General features: G+C 72.0%; 14 protein-coding genes. 7 read left to right on the top strand and 7 right to left on the bottom strand.

Features of this window, described 5'->3' with window-relative positions; genetic code table 11:
• On the bottom strand, nt 1-1,944 hold the full coding sequence (locus C8N24_RS14960; RefSeq protein ID WP_170179108.1) for a maltotransferase domain-containing protein: 1,944 nt from the start codon (nt 1,942-1,944) through the stop codon (nt 1-3).
• A gap of 32 nt (nt 1,945-1,976) precedes the next feature.
• On the opposite strand from C8N24_RS14960, the gene C8N24_RS14955 reads away from it, so the two are divergent.
• A complete protein-coding gene (locus C8N24_RS14955; protein ID WP_121253227.1) occupies nt 1,977-3,197 on the top strand; it encodes a 4-alpha-glucanotransferase in 1,221 nt (406 codons plus the stop codon).
• A 19-nt stretch (nt 3,198-3,216) separates the two neighbouring features.
• Here C8N24_RS14955 and C8N24_RS14950 read toward each other — a convergent pair whose 3' ends face one another.
• Together C8N24_RS14950 and C8N24_RS14945 are read right to left on the bottom strand one after the other, a co-directional pair.
• Nucleotides 3,217-3,987 carry a PP2C family protein-serine/threonine phosphatase gene (locus C8N24_RS14950; RefSeq protein ID WP_121251013.1) on the bottom strand — a complete coding sequence of 257 codons (771 nt, stop codon included), beginning with the start codon at nt 3,985-3,987 and terminating at the stop codon, nt 3,217-3,219.
• 57 nt (nt 3,988-4,044) lie between these two features.
• A complete protein-coding gene (locus C8N24_RS14945) occupies nt 4,045-5,475 on the bottom strand; it encodes a hypothetical protein (RefSeq protein ID WP_170179107.1) in 1,431 nt (476 codons plus the stop codon).
• A gap of 97 nt (nt 5,476-5,572) precedes the next feature.
• On the opposite strand from C8N24_RS14945, the gene C8N24_RS14940 reads away from it, so the two are divergent.
• Nucleotides 5,573-6,295, top strand: a complete 723-nt coding sequence (locus C8N24_RS14940) for a metallophosphoesterase family protein (RefSeq protein ID WP_170179106.1) — start codon at nt 5,573-5,575, stop codon at nt 6,293-6,295.
• Here the strand turns inward: C8N24_RS14940 and C8N24_RS14935 are convergent.
• A complete protein-coding gene (locus tag C8N24_RS14935) occupies nt 6,255-6,623 on the bottom strand; it encodes an MmcQ/YjbR family DNA-binding protein (RefSeq protein WP_121251007.1) in 369 nt (122 codons plus the stop codon). The genes C8N24_RS14940 and C8N24_RS14935 overlap by 41 nt on opposite strands.
• Nucleotides 6,620-7,528, bottom strand: a complete 909-nt coding sequence (locus tag C8N24_RS14930; RefSeq protein WP_121251005.1) for a glycine betaine ABC transporter substrate-binding protein — start codon at nt 7,526-7,528, stop codon at nt 6,620-6,622. Before C8N24_RS14930 ends, C8N24_RS14935 begins: the two co-directional genes overlap by 4 nt.
• 72 nt (nt 7,529-7,600) lie before the next feature.
• Between C8N24_RS14930 and C8N24_RS14925 the strand changes: the two genes are divergently transcribed.
• The 4 genes from C8N24_RS14925 to C8N24_RS14910 are packed head-to-tail and all read left to right on the top strand — an operon-like array spanning nt 7,601 to nt 11,399.
• Nucleotides 7,601-8,953 (top strand): S8 family peptidase, encoded by a 1,353-nt coding sequence (locus C8N24_RS14925; RefSeq protein ID WP_147447813.1) that lies wholly within the window; start codon nt 7,601-7,603, stop codon nt 8,951-8,953.
• Entirely contained in the window at nt 8,941-9,822 is an 882-nt protein-coding gene (locus tag C8N24_RS14920) for a substrate-binding domain-containing protein (protein WP_121251001.1), read from the top strand. Before C8N24_RS14925 ends, C8N24_RS14920 begins: the two co-directional genes overlap by 13 nt.
• Before the next feature lie 18 nt (nt 9,823-9,840).
• Nucleotides 9,841-10,755: a class I SAM-dependent methyltransferase gene (locus tag C8N24_RS14915; protein WP_121250999.1), complete on the top strand. Its 915-nt coding sequence runs from the start codon at nt 9,841-9,843 to the stop codon at nt 10,753-10,755.
• Nucleotides 10,752-11,399, top strand: coding sequence for a DUF3159 domain-containing protein (locus C8N24_RS14910; protein ID WP_170179105.1), 648 nt, complete (start codon nt 10,752-10,754; stop codon nt 11,397-11,399). The genes C8N24_RS14915 and C8N24_RS14910 overlap by 4 nt, the downstream gene beginning before the upstream one ends.
• Here C8N24_RS14910 and C8N24_RS14905 read toward each other — a convergent pair.
• Together C8N24_RS14905 and C8N24_RS35570 are read right to left on the bottom strand one after the other, a co-directional pair.
• Nucleotides 11,341-12,054 carry a GDSL-type esterase/lipase family protein gene (locus tag C8N24_RS14905; RefSeq protein ID WP_170179104.1) on the bottom strand — a complete coding sequence of 238 codons (714 nt, stop codon included), beginning with the start codon at nt 12,052-12,054 and terminating at the stop codon, nt 11,341-11,343. The genes C8N24_RS14910 and C8N24_RS14905 overlap by 59 nt on opposite strands.
• Nucleotides 12,051-14,048 carry a S8 family serine peptidase gene (locus C8N24_RS35570; RefSeq protein ID WP_147447812.1) on the bottom strand — a complete coding sequence of 666 codons (1,998 nt, stop codon included), beginning with the start codon at nt 14,046-14,048 and terminating at the stop codon, nt 12,051-12,053. Before C8N24_RS35570 ends, C8N24_RS14905 begins: the two co-directional genes overlap by 4 nt.
• Before the next feature lie 108 nt (nt 14,049-14,156).
• On the opposite strand from C8N24_RS35570, the gene C8N24_RS14895 reads away from it, so the two are divergent.
• Nucleotides 14,157-15,239, top strand: coding sequence for an aldo/keto reductase (locus tag C8N24_RS14895; protein WP_281272649.1), 1,083 nt, complete (start codon nt 14,157-14,159; stop codon nt 15,237-15,239).
• The last annotated feature ends 8 nt before the right edge of the window (nt 15,240-15,247 follow it).

Here is a 15,247-nt window from a genome sequence, read left to right as displayed (position 1 = left end):
TCAGAGCACCTTGAAGACGTGGAACTGCTTGCCGACGACGTGCGGGTCCAGCTCCACGTAGTTCGGGCCGATCCGCCAGTCGTAGTGGTTGCCGGTGAACTGGTCCTCGACCACGAACACCGGCGGAAGGCCGAGCACCGCGGGGACGGTCACCAGCCCCGACTGGGCGTTGTGCGGGTCGAGGTTCGTGACCGTGATGACCGTGTTCCCGGGCTCCTGCTTGGCGTAGGCGAGCAGGTTGTCGTTCTGGGCGTCCAGCCAGGCGACGTTGCTCAGGTGCTGGAGCGCGACGTTCTCCTGGCGGATCGCGTTCAGCCGCCGCATCATCGGCAGCAGCGGGCCGTCGAGCTTGCGCTCCTTGATCTCGTACTTCTCGGAGTTCAGGTACTCCTCCGAGCCTTCCTTGACCGGGACGTTCTCGAAGTGCTCGTAGCCGCTGTAGATGCCGTAGCTCGGGGCGAGCGTGCCGGCCAGGACGAGCCGCGTGACGAACGCCGGCGGGCCGCCGTGCTGCAGGTAGGCGTGGAGGATGTCCGGCGTGACCGGGAAGAAGTTCGGGCGGAAGTACTCCTTCTCCTCACCCCAGGCGAGCTCGTTGAAGTACTCGACCATCTCGTGGCGCGAGTTCTTCCACGTGAAGTACGTGTAGCCCTGGGTGAAGCCGAGCTTGGCCAGCTCCCGCATGACGGCCCGTCGCGTGAACGCCTCGGACAGGAAGATCACGTCGCGATCGACCTTGTGGACCTCCTTGATGATCCACTCCCAGAACGCGAACGGCTTCGTGTGCGGGTTGTCGACGCGGTAGACCTTGATGCCGCAGTCCACCCAGTGCAGGAAGACGTCGCGCCAGGCGTTCCAGAGACCCTGCCAGTCGTCCGTGTCCCAGTTGAAGTTGTAGATGTCCTGGTAGCGCTTGGGCGGGTTCTCGGCGTACTTGAGCGTGCCGTCGGGGCGCTGCTGGAACCACTCGGGGTGCTCGGTCAGCCACGGGTGGTCGGCGGAGGCGTTGAGCGCGATGTCCAGCGCCACGTCCATCCCGTGCTTGTGGGCGGTGGCGGTGAGGTCGCGGACGTCCTGCTCGGTGCCCAGCTCCGGGTGGACGGCGAAGTGGCCGCCCTCCTTGCCGCCGATCGCGTAGGGCGAGCCGGGGTCGTCGGGGCCGGCCGTGAGGCTGTTGTTGCGGCCCTTGCGCTTGTTGACGCCGATCGGGTGGAACGGGAGCAGGTAGAGGACGTCGAAGCCGAGGTCGGCGATCGCCGGGACCTGCTCCTCGACGCCCTTGAGGCCGCCCCACGAGCGCGGGAACAGCTCGTACCAGGCGCTGAAGCGCGCGCGGACGCGGTCGACCTCGACCGTCACGGGCTTCTCGAGGCTCGCGGCGCCCTCCCGCTCCTGGGAGAGCTCCATCGCCTGGAAGAGCTCCGGGCCGAGCGCGACGTCGAACTTGTGGTTGATCTCCGCGTCGGACTCGAGCACGCCGATCGCCCACTCGATGCTGCCCTTGGAGTCCTGGTCCTTGGCCCGCTCGAGCGCGCGCTTGAGGAAGATCACGCCCTCGGACAGCTCGGAGGTGAGGTCCTCGTCGAGGTCGGCGTCGACCTTGCGGCGCAGCTCGTCGTGCCAGGTCGCCCAGCGGTCGGTCCACGCCTCCACCGTCCACTGCCACGTGCCGGGCGTCTCGACCGTGAACTCACCCGCCCAGCGCACGCCGCTGATGTGCGCGTCGACGGCGCGCAGCTCGGCCTCCAGCCAGCGGCGACCGCCGGGGGCCTTGTACTTGACGACGGCCTTCAGCTTCTCGTGGCCATCACGGAAGATGTCGGCCGACACGGCGACCGTGTCGCCGACGGTTCGTTTGACGGCATAGCGTCCATTGTCGAGGACCGGCGCCGGCTTTGCGATCCTGATCCGGCGCGGGCGCTCACTGCGCTTCGGTGCGGGCATCTCGGGGCAGGAGTATCCGCCAAGTCGATCACATGAACCTTCCTCGTACATCCGGGGTGCATCTGCACCCGACCTCATTGCCATCCGGACGCCTTGGTCCGGAAGCGTTTGCCTGGATCGATTGGCTCGCCGCGGCGGGCCAGACCTGGTGGCAGATGCTCCCTTTGACACCCCCCGACGAACACGGGTCGCCGTACAAGTCGGCGTCGGCCTTCGCGGCCTCTCCGGCCCTGCTGGCCGATCCGTCGGCGCCGGTCAGCGACGCCGAGCGCGCGGCCTTCCGCGAGAAGGCCGCCGACTGGATCGGCGACTGGGTCGCGTTCGCCGGCGAGGACGCCCTGGACGACCAGGTCCGCTTCGACCGCGAGTGGGCCGAGCTCCGGCGTTATGCCGCTGACCGTGGGGTTCGCCTGATCGGCGACGTCCCGATCTACGTCGCGCCCGAGTCGGCCGACGAGCTCGCCCACCCGGAGATCTTCAAGCCCGGCTTCGTCGCCGGCGTCCCCCCGGACGCGTTCACCGAGGACGGCCAGCTGTGGGGCAACCCGGTCTACGACTGGCCGGCGCTGCAGCAGCGCGGCTACTCGTGGTGGATCGCCCGGCTCCGTCGCATCTTCGAGCTCTTCGACCTCGTGCGGATCGACCACTTCCGGGCGTTCACCGCGTACTGGGCCGTGCCGGAGGACTCACCGGTGGCGTCGGCGGGGTCGTGGAAGCGCGGCCCGGGCGCCGCGCCCCTGCTCGCCGCCCGCGCGGTGCTGGGCGAGCTGCCCGTGATCGCCGAGGACCTCGGCGTCATCACCCCGCCGGTCAAGCGCATGCGCGAGTCGCTGGGCCTGCCCGGCATGGCCGTGCTCCAGTTCGGGTTCACCCCGTCCGAGCGGCACACCCAGCACGTGCCCGCCTACCACGAGGAGAACCAGGTCGTCTACACCGGCACCCACGACAACGACACGATCCGCGGCTGGTACGACGGATTGGGGCCCGCGTCGCTGGCCTTGGTCGAGGAGTCGCTGCGCGAGCACGGGATCGTCGAGGACGAGCCGCACTGGGCGATGATCCGGCTGGCGTTCGCCTCGAAGGCGCGGCTGGCGATGATCCAGGCGCAGGACATCCTGGGGCTCGGGAACGAGGGACGCATGAACCAGCCGGGCACCGCGGGTGGCTGGGGCTGGCGGCTGGACGAGCTGCCGTCCGAGGATCTGGCGCGTCGGCTTCGAGCCGCCACGGAGGCAGCCGACCGGCTGGCGTGAACCGGGGCCGCGGCGCTGGCTACCGCTCGTGCACGAGCGGCGCCTGCCACGCCGTGGCCGGGTCCTCGCGGATCACCACGTCGCAGACGATCGCGGAGATGTTGTCCCGCGCGCCCGATTCCAGGGCGAGGGCGATGAGCTTGTCCGCGCACTCGCCACGGTCGGCGTGGCGGAGGAGGAGCTCGCGGAGGACGTCGGACTCGACGACGTCGGAGAGGCCGTCCGAGCAGAGGAGGAGGCGGTCGCCGAACAGGGCCGGGAGGAGCTGGGTGCTCGGGCGGCGTTCCGGGTCGCCGTCGAGGGCGTGCATGACGACGTTGCGGGCCGGGTGGCGGCGGGCCTGCTCGGGGGTGAGGTGGCCGGCGTCGATCAGGTCCTGGACCAGGCTGTCGTCGCGGGACAGCTGGGTGAGCTCGCCGCTGCGGAGGAGGTAGGTGCGCGAGTCGCCGATGTTGGCGACGACGTAGGTGCCGTCGTTGGAGAGGGCGACGGCGGTGAGGGTCGTGCTCATGCCCTGCATCTGCGGGCGGGCGCCGGCGATGAACCCGATCGACTCGTTGCCGAACGCGATGGCGTTCTCCAGGGCGGCGTCGAGGGGGATCTCGAGGCGGCTCTTGTCGAGCGAGGCCAGCGACTCGACGATCCGCCCGCTCGCGACCTCGCCGGCCGCGGCGCCGCCGACGCCGTCGGCCACCGCCGCCAGGCGGGAGCTCGTGAACACCGCGTCTTCGTTGTTCGCCCGTCGCCCGATGTCGTTGCGGGCGGCGCATTCGAGCGCCAAGGCCGGCATGGCGGCATCGTAACCAGGTGGCAACGAGTTGTCAGCGACTTAAGGCGGGGTCGCCGCCTACTCGCAGCCGACGCCGTCGTCGTCGGCGTCGAGGCGGTACGGGTCGCTGCCCGTGACCGACACCGGCTTCTTGCTCTCGGGGATCTCGTCGCAGTCCAGGTCGCTCGTCACGGGCAGGCACGGCGAGTACCCGCCCATGCAGCTGCTGCGCGGCGTCTGGGCCTTGCGGCGCGCGGTCTTGCGCCGCTTCGCCGCCGCGCGCTTGCGAGCCGCGGCGCGCTTGAGCTTCGCGCAGCGCGTCTTGCTGACCGTCCAGGAGCCCGTCGCGGTCAACTGCTTGCCGTAGCGGTCGGCCGCGATGGCCGTGGCGGTGTAGCGGCCCGGGGTCCGGCACGGGAGCGCCACGGACACCGTCACCGGCTTGACCTTGTCGTCTTGGTCGGTCCCGAGCGAGAACCGGGATGTCCGCACGGTCCGCGTCCCGCGCTTGACGGTGAGCGTCACCGCGGCGCCGCGGGTCGCGTCCACGGTCAGCCGGCCGCTGCCTGCGGCGGTCGCGCTCGCGGGTTGCCGGATCCTCGGCGTCAGCACGAGCCGGGCCAGGTCGGGCGGGCCGATCTCGAAGCGGCTGCCCGCCAGCTGTGCGGGCAGCGAGCCGAAGGAGCGCTCGACGACCCACGTGTAGACGCCGTCGGGCAACGGGTCCTTGAGCGTGTACACGGCGCGACCACCGATGCGCTGGAGTGACCCGTCGGAGCTGCCCGTGTACGTCGGGCTGAAGTACTCGGAGACCTTGGGGTAGTTCTCGCTGGACGGCTCACCGGCGTAGACCTTGACCAGCTCGCTCGTCGCCGTCGCGGACGAGTCCCAGCTCAGTTGCGGCGTCGTCCCGTGGAACAGCCCGCCGACCGGGTGCACGAGCGTGGCCGGAGTGGGCGCGAAGCCCGGGAAGTACACGAACGGCACGGTGTCGACGCGGCGGTCGGCCACGACGTTCGTCCCGGCGCTGCTCGTCGCGTCCGCGCAGAAGAACGTCCGGCCCGTGATCGCGGTGTCCGTCACGGTCGCGGTCACCTCGCGCCGGTCCTGCGAAAGCGCGACCGGTGCCTCGATCCAGCCGCTACGCCCCGAGATCTGGTAGCTCGCGCGGTACGGCCACACGTCGCCCACGAGCATCGTCCCGTTCGCGACGTTGACCGTCACGTCACCGGACGTCCAACCACTGCACGGGCGGTAGTAGCTCGCGTCCTGCTTGACGTTCGCGCTCAGCTGCTGACCGGAGCCGAACGGGGCCGAAGCGGGCAGCGGCTGCACGAGCCGCCAAGTGACCTGCAGCGTGCCGGGCGCCGCGTCGTAGGTCACCCGCAACGCCTCGATGTCGTACGGGCTCGCCGGTGTGTCGGCCGGATCAGAGCCAGAGACCGACTGCGCCTCGGCGGTTCCGGCGAAGACCAGCGCGAGGAGGAAGGCGAGGACCAAGGACTTCACGCGCGCCACCGTAGGGACCGCGACCGCTCGCCACCCTCCCCGATCGACCAGGCGACGCGACTATGCGCAACCCATGGGTTGCGATAGTCTCCTCGACGTGAACGTCCTCGCGCTGTACGACATCCACGGCAACGTCGATGCGCTGGAGGCCGTGCTGGCCGCGGCGCCGGAGCCGGATCTCGTGCTCGTCGGCGGCGACGCCGTCCCGGGCCCGTTCGCCGTCGCGACCCTCGACCGGCTCGCCCAGCTCCCCACCCGCTGGATCCGCGGGAACGGCGAACGCGAGACCGCCGCCGCCCTCGCCGGCCCGGCACCGGACCCCGAGGACCTGGCCGCCGTCACCGCGAGGCTCAGCGCCGAGGAGCTCGGCGCCACTCGCGCACGCCCGCTGGGCGAGCTGCCGCTCACGACCGAGGTCGACGGCGTCCTGTACTTCCACGCCACCCCCGCCGACGACGCGGAGATCCTGACCCGGATCTCCCCCGACGAGCGCTACGCCGAAGCGCTGAGCGGCGTCACACACGGGCTCGTCGTCGCCGGCCACACGCACCAGCAGCACGACCGGATGGTCGGCGGCACGCGCTTCATCAACGCCGGCAGCGTCGGCTTGCCCTACGAGGGCGACGGCGTCGCGCGCTGGCTGTGGGTCGCCGACGGCGTGCCCGAGCGGCGCGCCACGCCCTACGACGCGGCCGCGGCCGGCGCCCGCATGAAGGAGGTCTGGCCGGACGTCATGTCGATCGACGCCGCGCTGGTCTCACCGGTTCCCGCCGCCGAGATCACGGAGCTCTTCGAGCAGCGCGCTCGACAAGGGAGGTAGGCGCGACCTCCGCGTACGCGTCCTCGACCGCGCCCGCGACCGCGTCCCAGTCCAGGCCGGTGTCGAGCTGCACGCCGATCCAGCCGCGATGGCCGACGTATGGCGGGCGGAAGTAGTGCTCGGGCTCGGCTGCGACGAGCGCCTCCTGCATGCCCCGCGGCGCCGCGCACCACAGCGCGAGCCGACCGTCTCCGTGATGGTCGGCCAGGAACATCACGAACGTCTTCTTGCCGCGCACGAACCAGGCGGGCGCGCCGTGGCTGAGCCGCTCGGTCACCTCGGGCAGCGCGAGGCAGAGGGCTCGGACGCGGTCGAGCTCGCGGCTCACGAACCGGCAGCCTGCCAGTAGCGCGCGAGGTCGGAGAGCTTGGCGATGCCGAGCCGTGAAGCGGTCTCGGTCTTGGTCACGAACACGTTGCTGTCCTGGGCGCGCGAGAGACGCATCGGCTCGACGTCGATCCGCGCGAGCGTGCGCCGCAGGCCCGCCTTCAGCCGCTCCGGCGACGTGCCGACCAGGTAGCGCAGCAGCGAGCCGTCGTACGCGGGGTAGAGGTCGATCTGGTCGCGGCGCAGCTTGCGCACGGCCTCGGGACGCAGCCCGCGGACGCTCCGCACGACCACGCGGAACCCACCCGCCCGCAGCGCCTCGGCGTACAGGTGCGCGAGCGTCTCGTTCTCGTCGAAGTCCATGAAGCCGACGACGATCCGCTTGCCCGGCTTGCGCTTCGCCGTCCCGCCGAGGCCGTTCGCGTCGACGAACTCGCCACCGACCGCCTCGGGCAGCCGACCGTCGATCACGGACTGGTTCAGGCCGCGCAGCGCGAGCGTGTTGAGCGCGGCCGAGGCGCCGTTCAGCCGCTTGCGGATCTCCTTCGCGCGGGAGCCGTAGGACCGCAGCAGCCCGCGACGGACCGCGGGCACGACCCGGTCGGGGTAGATCATCGAGCGGTCGTCGCGGAGGGTAACGATGTCCGGGCGCGAGACCTGCGGGTTGGAGGAGAACGCGACGGCGATCTCGGCGGTGCCGTCGTCGAGCGCGGAGATGCCGGCGTCGGCGACCGTGAGCGGCACGAACGCGGAGCGCACGTCGAGTCCGTATGCGGACTTCAACCCAAGGCCACACCCCGTATTGGTCAGGCAGTCGGACGGTGCCGCCAGCCGCACCTCCTGCGCCTGCGCGGGCGCCGTGAACAGCCAAACCACCGACGTCAGGACGATCGCGAGCCTCCGCATGGACCGACCCTAACGGGTTGACAGGAAGAACATCCAAAGCGGTAGGTTGCGGCTGAGCAGGAGGTGGCCAAAGTGCCTCGCCGTACCGCTTTCCTGGCCGTCGCCGGAGCGATGGTCGTCGCGTTCGCCGGACCCACATACGCCGCACCGACCGACGCGCTCCAGGGCGAGCAGTGGGCGATCGCGCCCGCCACCGTGTTCGACCTCCCGGGCGCGTGGCAGCTCTCGGCGGGCGCGGGCGTGACCGTCGCGGTCGTCGACTCGGGCATGAAGCTGGACCACCCCGACCTCGCCCCCAACGCCTGGACGAACTTCGCCGAGGTGCCGGGCAACGGCGTCGACGACGACAACAACGGCTACGTGGACGACGTGCACGGCGTGGACCTGACCAGCAGCCGTACCGGCCAGGACCTGCACGACGGGCTCGGGCACGGCACGCACGTGGCCGGCACGATCGCGGCGGCGGCGAACAACCGCGGCGTGGTCGGGGTCGCGTACCGGGCGAAGCTGATGACGGTCAAGGTGCTCGACGACAGCGGCGCAGGCACCACCGGCGCCGTCGCCGAGGGCATCCGCTACGCGGCCGCGAACGGCGCGCGGATCATCAACCTCAGCCTCGAGGGCGACACCGACGACCCGCGCATGCGCGCCGCGGTCGACGCTGCCGCGGCCGCCAACGCGCTGATCGTCTGCTCGGCCGGCAACAGCGGGATCGACGTCGATCGAAAGCCCGTCTTCCCCGTGTCGATCCCCGCGCCGAACGTCGTCGGCGTGGCGGCGACGGAGCCCGACGACGGCCGCGACCTGCCCGACTTCTCCAACTACGGCCGGCTCACCGTCCCGGTCGCCGCGCCTGGCGTCGAGGTCATCTCGACCTCCAAGAGCGGCGGCTACGAGTACAAGTCGGGCACGTCGATGGCCGCGCCGCACGTGGCGGGCGTCGCCGCGTTGATGGCGGCCGTCGCGCCCAACCTGCCGGCCGCCGACCTGCGCGCGCTGCTGCTCCAGCACGCCGAGCGCGCCTCGCTGCCGGTGAGCGCCGGCTACGTCGACGCGCTCGGTGCGGTGCTCGCCGCCAGCGAGGCGTCCAGCTACGACCGCAACCAGCCGCCCGCCGTGCGCGTGCTCAGCGCCACCCGCAGCGGCCGCACCACCCAGGCCCAGCTGGCGATCGTCGGCGCCGTCGCGGCCGTCAGCCGCGTCGTCGTCAAGGTCGACCGCCGCACCGCCGCCACGCTCCGCGGCGGCCGCAGCGTGCTGAACGTCCGCGTGCGGGGCCGCACGGGCAAGCGCCTCACCGTCGAGGCGTTCGCCGCCGACGGCCGTCGCCTGTCGCGCACGACGAGCCGCATCCGCGCCGTCCGCGCGGGCAAGCGCAACGTCGGCTCCGGCGGCGGGATCGGAGGGTCGGCATGGGTCGGCTGACCCGTTCCCGGGGCGCCGCCGCCGAACACGCGGCGGCGAGCGGCGGCGCCCCGCGGGCGGTCCTCAAGCGTGCGCGCCGCCTGCTCGGGCCGGCGGCGGTCGCAGCTCTCCTCCTCACGCCGCCGCCGGCGACCGGCGCGGCGCGCACGATCACGATGAGCGGCGCGAGCCCCGCCCAGGCCGTGGTGGCGGACCTCGCGTACTTCTACCGCCGCGAGCACGCCGACGCCCCGCGGTTCTCGCTCGTGGGCGGCGGGACCGGGACGGGGATCGCGGACGCGGCGCGCGGGATCGTCGACGCCGGGCTCTCCGGCCGCGCGCTGACCGCCGGCGACCCGCCGGGCCTGACGTTCACGCCGCTCGCCCTGAGCGCGATCTGCCTCGTCACCAACCCCGCCAACCGCGTGCCCAACCTCACGCACGCGCAGGTCCAGGCGCTCGCCGCCGGGACGATCTCCACCTGGGCCGAGGTGCCGGGCGCCGCCGGCACCGCCCCCATCGCCCGGGTCGCGTTCGACGTCACGTCCGCCGCGCGCAACGTGTTCCTGACCACGTTCGTCGACCTCAGCACCCCGCTCGCCCCCGCGACCACCTTCACCGCGTCCGCCCAGGTGCGGGACTTCGTCGCGGCCACGCCCGCGGCGTTCGGCTACGTGGACCTCGAGTTCGCCCGCCGGCTGCACGCCGTTCCCTACGAGGGCATCGCGTGCACGCGCGCGACGCTCAAGGACGGCCGCTACCCGGCGCGACGCACGCTCGGCTTCGTCACCCGCGGCAAGCCGAGACCCGCGCTGGCGCGCTTCCTGCGCTGGATCGCCACCGACGCCACGGCCAAGCGCGTGGTCCGGTCCCGGTACGTCGCCCCGTAGCTACGCTCAGTGGCCCTTATGGCCGCTCCGCCCACCGAACACGAGATCCTCGACGTCAACCGTCGCTACCACGACGTGGCGGCCGAGACGTACGACTCCAAGTGGGGCATCTCGTTCGGCGAGATCGGCCACCAGCAGGTGCTCGGCAAGATCACCAAGCTGCTCGGGCCGAGCCCCGGGCCGTTCGCGCACTCGCTGGAGATCGGCTCCGGCACGGGCTACTTCAGCCTCAACCTGCTGCAGACCGGCGTGATCGAGCGGGCCACGTGCACGGACATCAGCCCCGGCATGCTCGTCACGCTCGAGCAGAACGCCAAGGACCTCGGCCTCGAGGTCGAGACGGCGGCGTGTGACGCCGCCGAGCTGCCGTTCGAGGACGGGACGTTCGACCTCGTCCTCGGCCACGCGGTCCTCCACCACCTGCCGGACCTCGACCAGGCCTTCCGCGAGTTCCACCGCGTGCTCAAGCCCGGCGGGCTGCTGTTCTTCGCGGGCGAGCCGTCGCGGCAGGGCGACAAGCTCGCCGCGATCCCCAAGCAGGCCGCGGTCAAGGCCGCGCCGCTGTGGCGCAAGGCGCTGCGGGCGAGCTCCGCGCCGACCCACCACGGCGCGCCCGACGAGGACGAGCACGCGCTCGAGTCCGTCGTCGACGTCCACGCCTTCGTCCCCGCCGACCTCACCCGGCACGCCACCGCCGGCGGGTTCACGGACGTCAAGGTGCAGGGCGAGGAGCTGCTGGCGAACTGGTTCGGCTGGTTCAACCGCACGCTGGAGGCGAGCGCGGACCCCAAGGACATCCCGTGGGGCTGGATCCAGTACGCCTACCGTGGCTACATCCTGCTCCAGCGCGTGGACCGCACGCTGCTCGAGCCGCGCCTCCCGCCGCGCATCTTCTACAACCTGATGCTCGCGGCGCGGAAGCCCGCCGCGTGAGCGCACCGCCCCCAGAGCACCCGCCCGGCCCGTTCGACGCGCTGCGCGATCCGCGCGCGATCGCCGACACCACGATCGCGCCGATCGCCTTCGTGATCGTCTACACGATCACCAAGGAGGTCAACGTCGCCGCCGCCGTGGCGGTCGGGATCGGCGTGGTGATGTTCGTCGAGCGCCTCGTGCGCCGCAAGTCGGTCGTCAACGCGCTCGGCGGCCTGTTCGGCATCGCGCTCGCCGCGTTCATCGCGGTGCGCAGCGGCAACGCCGAGGACTTCTTCTGGCCGAAGGTGGCCCAGCAGGGCGGCCTGTTCGTGATCTTCGCCGGGTCGGTCGTGATCCGGCGCCCGCTCACCGGCTACATCGTGAGCACGCTCTACCGCGCGGACCCCGAGTGGCAGAAGATCCCGGAGGTCCGGCGCGTGATGACCGAGTACACGCTGATCTGGGCCGGCCTGTTCCTGCTGCGGGCGCTGGTCTTCCTGACCGGCATCCTTGCGGGCGAGGTCGAGTTCCTCGGCGTCGCCTCCCTCGCCATGGGTCTCCCGGCGTTCGGCGCGCTGCTGTTCTTCGGCTACCGCTGGGTGCCTAAGCGCCTCGCGCAGCTCGGCGCGCCCGACCCGCGGCATCCAGAGCCCGCAGCCTGAGCGCCCGGTACACGTAGGTCCAGTCGCCCTGCAGGGCGCGCAGCGGCGTGCGCCCGCCCGGGTGGATCAGCGAGGCGGGGCGGACACGCACTTCCATCCCGTCGGCGGCGAGCACGTCCAGCGCCCGCTCGGCGATCCACACCTGCCCGAAGGCCGTCGGGTGCACGTGGTCGACCATCACCAGGTTGCGCGCCCCGAACGCCCGCAGGTCGAGGACGAGCGCCCCGACGTCGGCGGCGACGCGCAGGATCGCGGCGTTGCCGGCGTCCACCCCGGCGGCCCGCGGGCGTCCCAGGTCCTCCGGCAGCGTGACCAGCAGCACCCGGTCGCACCGCTCGGCCAGGAACGCGGCGACCCGCGCGTACGCCGATTCGAAGGCGGCCGCGTCGAAGTCGGGCGCACGCACGTCGTTCACGCCCGCGTACAGGCAGCCGACGGCGTAGCGGGCGCCGGGCAGCGCGGTCCGGGCCTCGAACGCGGGCACCTGCTCGGTGGCCACCTGCTCGGCGCGCGCCCCGTCGACGGCGTAGCCGGTGTACGGGAGGCCGAGCCCGCGCGCGGTCCACAGCGACCACGACTGCAAGGCGACGCCCCACTGGAGCTCCCCGCCGCCGTTGGTGATCGAGTCGCCGAAGGCGAGGACGCCCGCGGTCAAACCTTGAAGCTTCTCTGCGTGGTGCTGCCGCTGATCGTCGCGATCACGCGGTAGCTGCCGCGCGTGAGCGTCTTGCCGCGTGCGCCGCGGATGGTCACGCTCTTGCCGCGCATCGAGGCCCGCAGCGACTTGTAGTCGATCTGGCGCCACTTGCGCCCCACCTTGCGCTCGATCCGCACGGCCACGGTCGCCGAGCGCGACACCTTCACGGTCACCTTCGCCGCCTGCTTGCACGCCTTGCGGCCCTTGCAGGACTTGGGCGTGACCTTGACCTCGAGCATGGTCACCTTCGGCACCGACGCGGGGCTCGGATCAGCGTCCGGCGTCGGCGCGGGGGCGGGGTTGCGGTTGCCGTCGTCCTTGGGCGGGGTGGGCGTTGGCGTGACGGACGGCGTCGACGTGGGCGTCGGGACGAGCGGGCAGCCGTTGGGCGTCGACGCGAAGACCGTCGGGCAGCCGTCCGTCGGTGGGACCTTGCCGTCTCCATCGCGATCGGCGTCGCAGGCGTCGCCGATGCCGTCGCCGTCCTGGTCGGCCTGGTCGGGGTTGGCGACGTCCGGGCAGTTGTCCTGCGGGTCGATGACGCCGTCCTTGTCCCGATCCGGGCAGCCGTTGACGGTGCCCGTGCCGGCCAGGGTCGGGCACAGGTCGCCGGCGCCGCGGACGCCGTCGTGGTCGGTGTCGCAGGAGCTCCAGTCCGCCGTCGGGCCGTTCGGGCCGAGGTCCGGAGGACGCGGGAACAGGGCGCGGGCCGCGTTGAGCCGCCCGCCCGAGGACGAGATCGGCTCGAGGGTGTCCAGCCGGTCGACGGCGTTGAGCAGGGTGTCCTTGAGGGTCTCGGCGTCGTGCGTGAGCGAATCCACCGACTGCAACAGCGCCGCGGCCGCCGCCACGAGCGGCGTCGCCTGCGAGGTGCCGCTCAGCAGGGCGTGCGTCGGCACGCCGTTCGCCGCGCGCACCGTCGAGTACACCGCCAGCCCGGGGGCGAACACGTCCACCGACGTCCGGCCGACGTTGCCCCAGCAGACGGGCGCGTCGCTCGGGCTGTTCACCGGGCCGGTCATGCCGGCCGGCAGCCCGCCGGTCATGCCGACGCAGAGGATGTTCTTGGCGTCGTTGCTGCAGGGGTAGACCGCGTTGTTCTTGCCGGGCTCGTCGAGGTTCGCCCCTTCGTTGCCCGCGGCGACGACGTAGAGCGTCCCGGGGAAGCGGTCGACGACGTCGGAGACCAGCTTGTCGACACCGACCTTCTCGCTCGCCGGAAGCAGCGGGTCGGTCGAGAAGGACGCCGAGACGATCGGCAGCTCGTCCTGGCCCGCCTTGGTGAAGGCGTCCAGGACCCACGAGAGCTTGCCGGCCCCGCAGTTGTCCATGGCCCGGTAGGAACGGACCTGCGCCTGCGGCGCGAGGCCGGCCATGAGGACCCCGTCCTGGGCGGCGACGATGATGCCGGCGACGTGCGTGCCGTGGTCGCGCCCGCCGGTGGGCGGACCGGCCGTGCAGCCGTCGACGACGAAGTCATAAGCGGGGTCGTACGGCTCGACGTGGCCGGCGAGCTTCGGATGCGTCGCGTCGACGCGCTGATCGACGACGCCGATCATCACGTCCTGACCCCGCCAGGGGGTCTCCCAGGCCTTTGGGGCGTCGACGTCCGCGTCGTTCTCCCAGTCGAGCGGCCAGCCGAGGCCGGGCGTGGAGGCCGTGTGCAGGGTGATGTCGGGGACGGCGAAGCGCACGTCGGCGTCGGCCTCGAGCCTGGCGACGGCCGCGGCCTCCTGGCCGGCGGGCGCGCTGACGACCTCCAGGTCCGGTGCGTCCAGCATCCGCTCGAGCTGCACGCCCGCGTCGGTGCGCACGTCGGCACGCTCGGCGGCGGTCAGACCCGCGTCACGGCGCACGATGATGTCGCCGGCGGCTGCCATCGGCGGCAGCAGGCACCCGAGCGCGCAGAAGAGGACCACCGCGCACGCGAGACGGGATCGCGAATGCGTCACCCTCGTATCATCGGCAATCTCTTGGGGGCCTTGAGTGAACACTTAAGGGAAGACCATCGGCCGGTGCTGTCCAGTGCCGCCGTCGGGACATGGAGCGGTGGCCGCTTCATGCACTTCGGTGAACCGGTCGACGACGACCGGCTCGCTGCCCTCCTGCGCCCTGGTCAGGGTATCGCGACAGTGCTGACCGCGGACACCTACGGCTCGGGGGACGCGGATCGTGTGCTAGGCCGCGCCCTGGCTGGGGTTTCGCGCGATCAATACACCCTCGTCGGGGCGATCGGGCACGACTTCTACGAGGGCGAGCGCGAGGGGGCGAAGGGCTTCCCGCGCTTCACGGATCCGCGCCTGCGTGGACCGGAAGGCTACGCGGACTATGTCCGAATGGCGACCGAGCGCAGCCTCGAGCGCTGCGGTGTGGACGCCTTCGACGTCCTGCTGCTGCACAACCCGGACCGCACGGGCTACACGAGTGAAGCCGTCTGGGACGCGCTGGAGGCGGTCCGCGCCGACGGGTTGACCCGGTCGCTCGGCGTCGCGCCGGGCCCGGCGAACGGCTTCACGCTCGACGTCATCGACTGCTTCGAGCGCTTCGGCGACCGGATCGACTGGGCGATGGTGATCCTCAACCCGATGGAGCCGTGGCCGGGGGAGCTCGTGATCCCCGCCGCCGAACGCCACGACGTGCGGCTCATCACCCGCGTCGTCGACTACGGCGGGCTCTTCCACGACGACGTCCTGCCCGGGCACGCGTTCCCGCGCTACGACCATCGCGGCTTCCGGCCCGCGGGCTGGGTCGAGGCGGGGCGCGAGAAGCTCGAGCGGATGCGGCCGATCGCCGAGCGCCACGGGCTGACGCCGCTGCAGCTCGCCTGCCACTGGAACCTCGCGCACGGGCCCGTGCACGTGGTCGCGCCCACGCTGATCGAAGAGCCGGGCAGCGAGAAGTCGATCGAGGACAAGCGCGCCGAGCTGGCGGCCGTCAGCGAGCCGTCACCGCTCAGCCCCGAGGAGGTCGCCGAGATCCGCGCGATCGGCGACAACGCGGGCTCGATGCTGCTCAAGGGCGCCACGCCCGACTTCGAAGGCGACGAGCCGTTGCCGGACCGCTGGGCGGTCTCGGACGAGCTCGAGGCGCTGGCCGGGCGCTGGGGCATCGATCCGGCTCGTCAGCTGACAAAGACGGCTTAAGGACGCTG

It is taken from the genome of Solirubrobacter pauli, from assembly GCF_003633755.1.
Classification (GTDB): domain Bacteria; phylum Actinomycetota; class Thermoleophilia; order Solirubrobacterales; family Solirubrobacteraceae; genus Solirubrobacter; species Solirubrobacter pauli.
The sequence above is the reverse complement of the archived record's forward strand: the minus strand, read 5'-3'. Positions and strand labels throughout refer to the sequence as shown.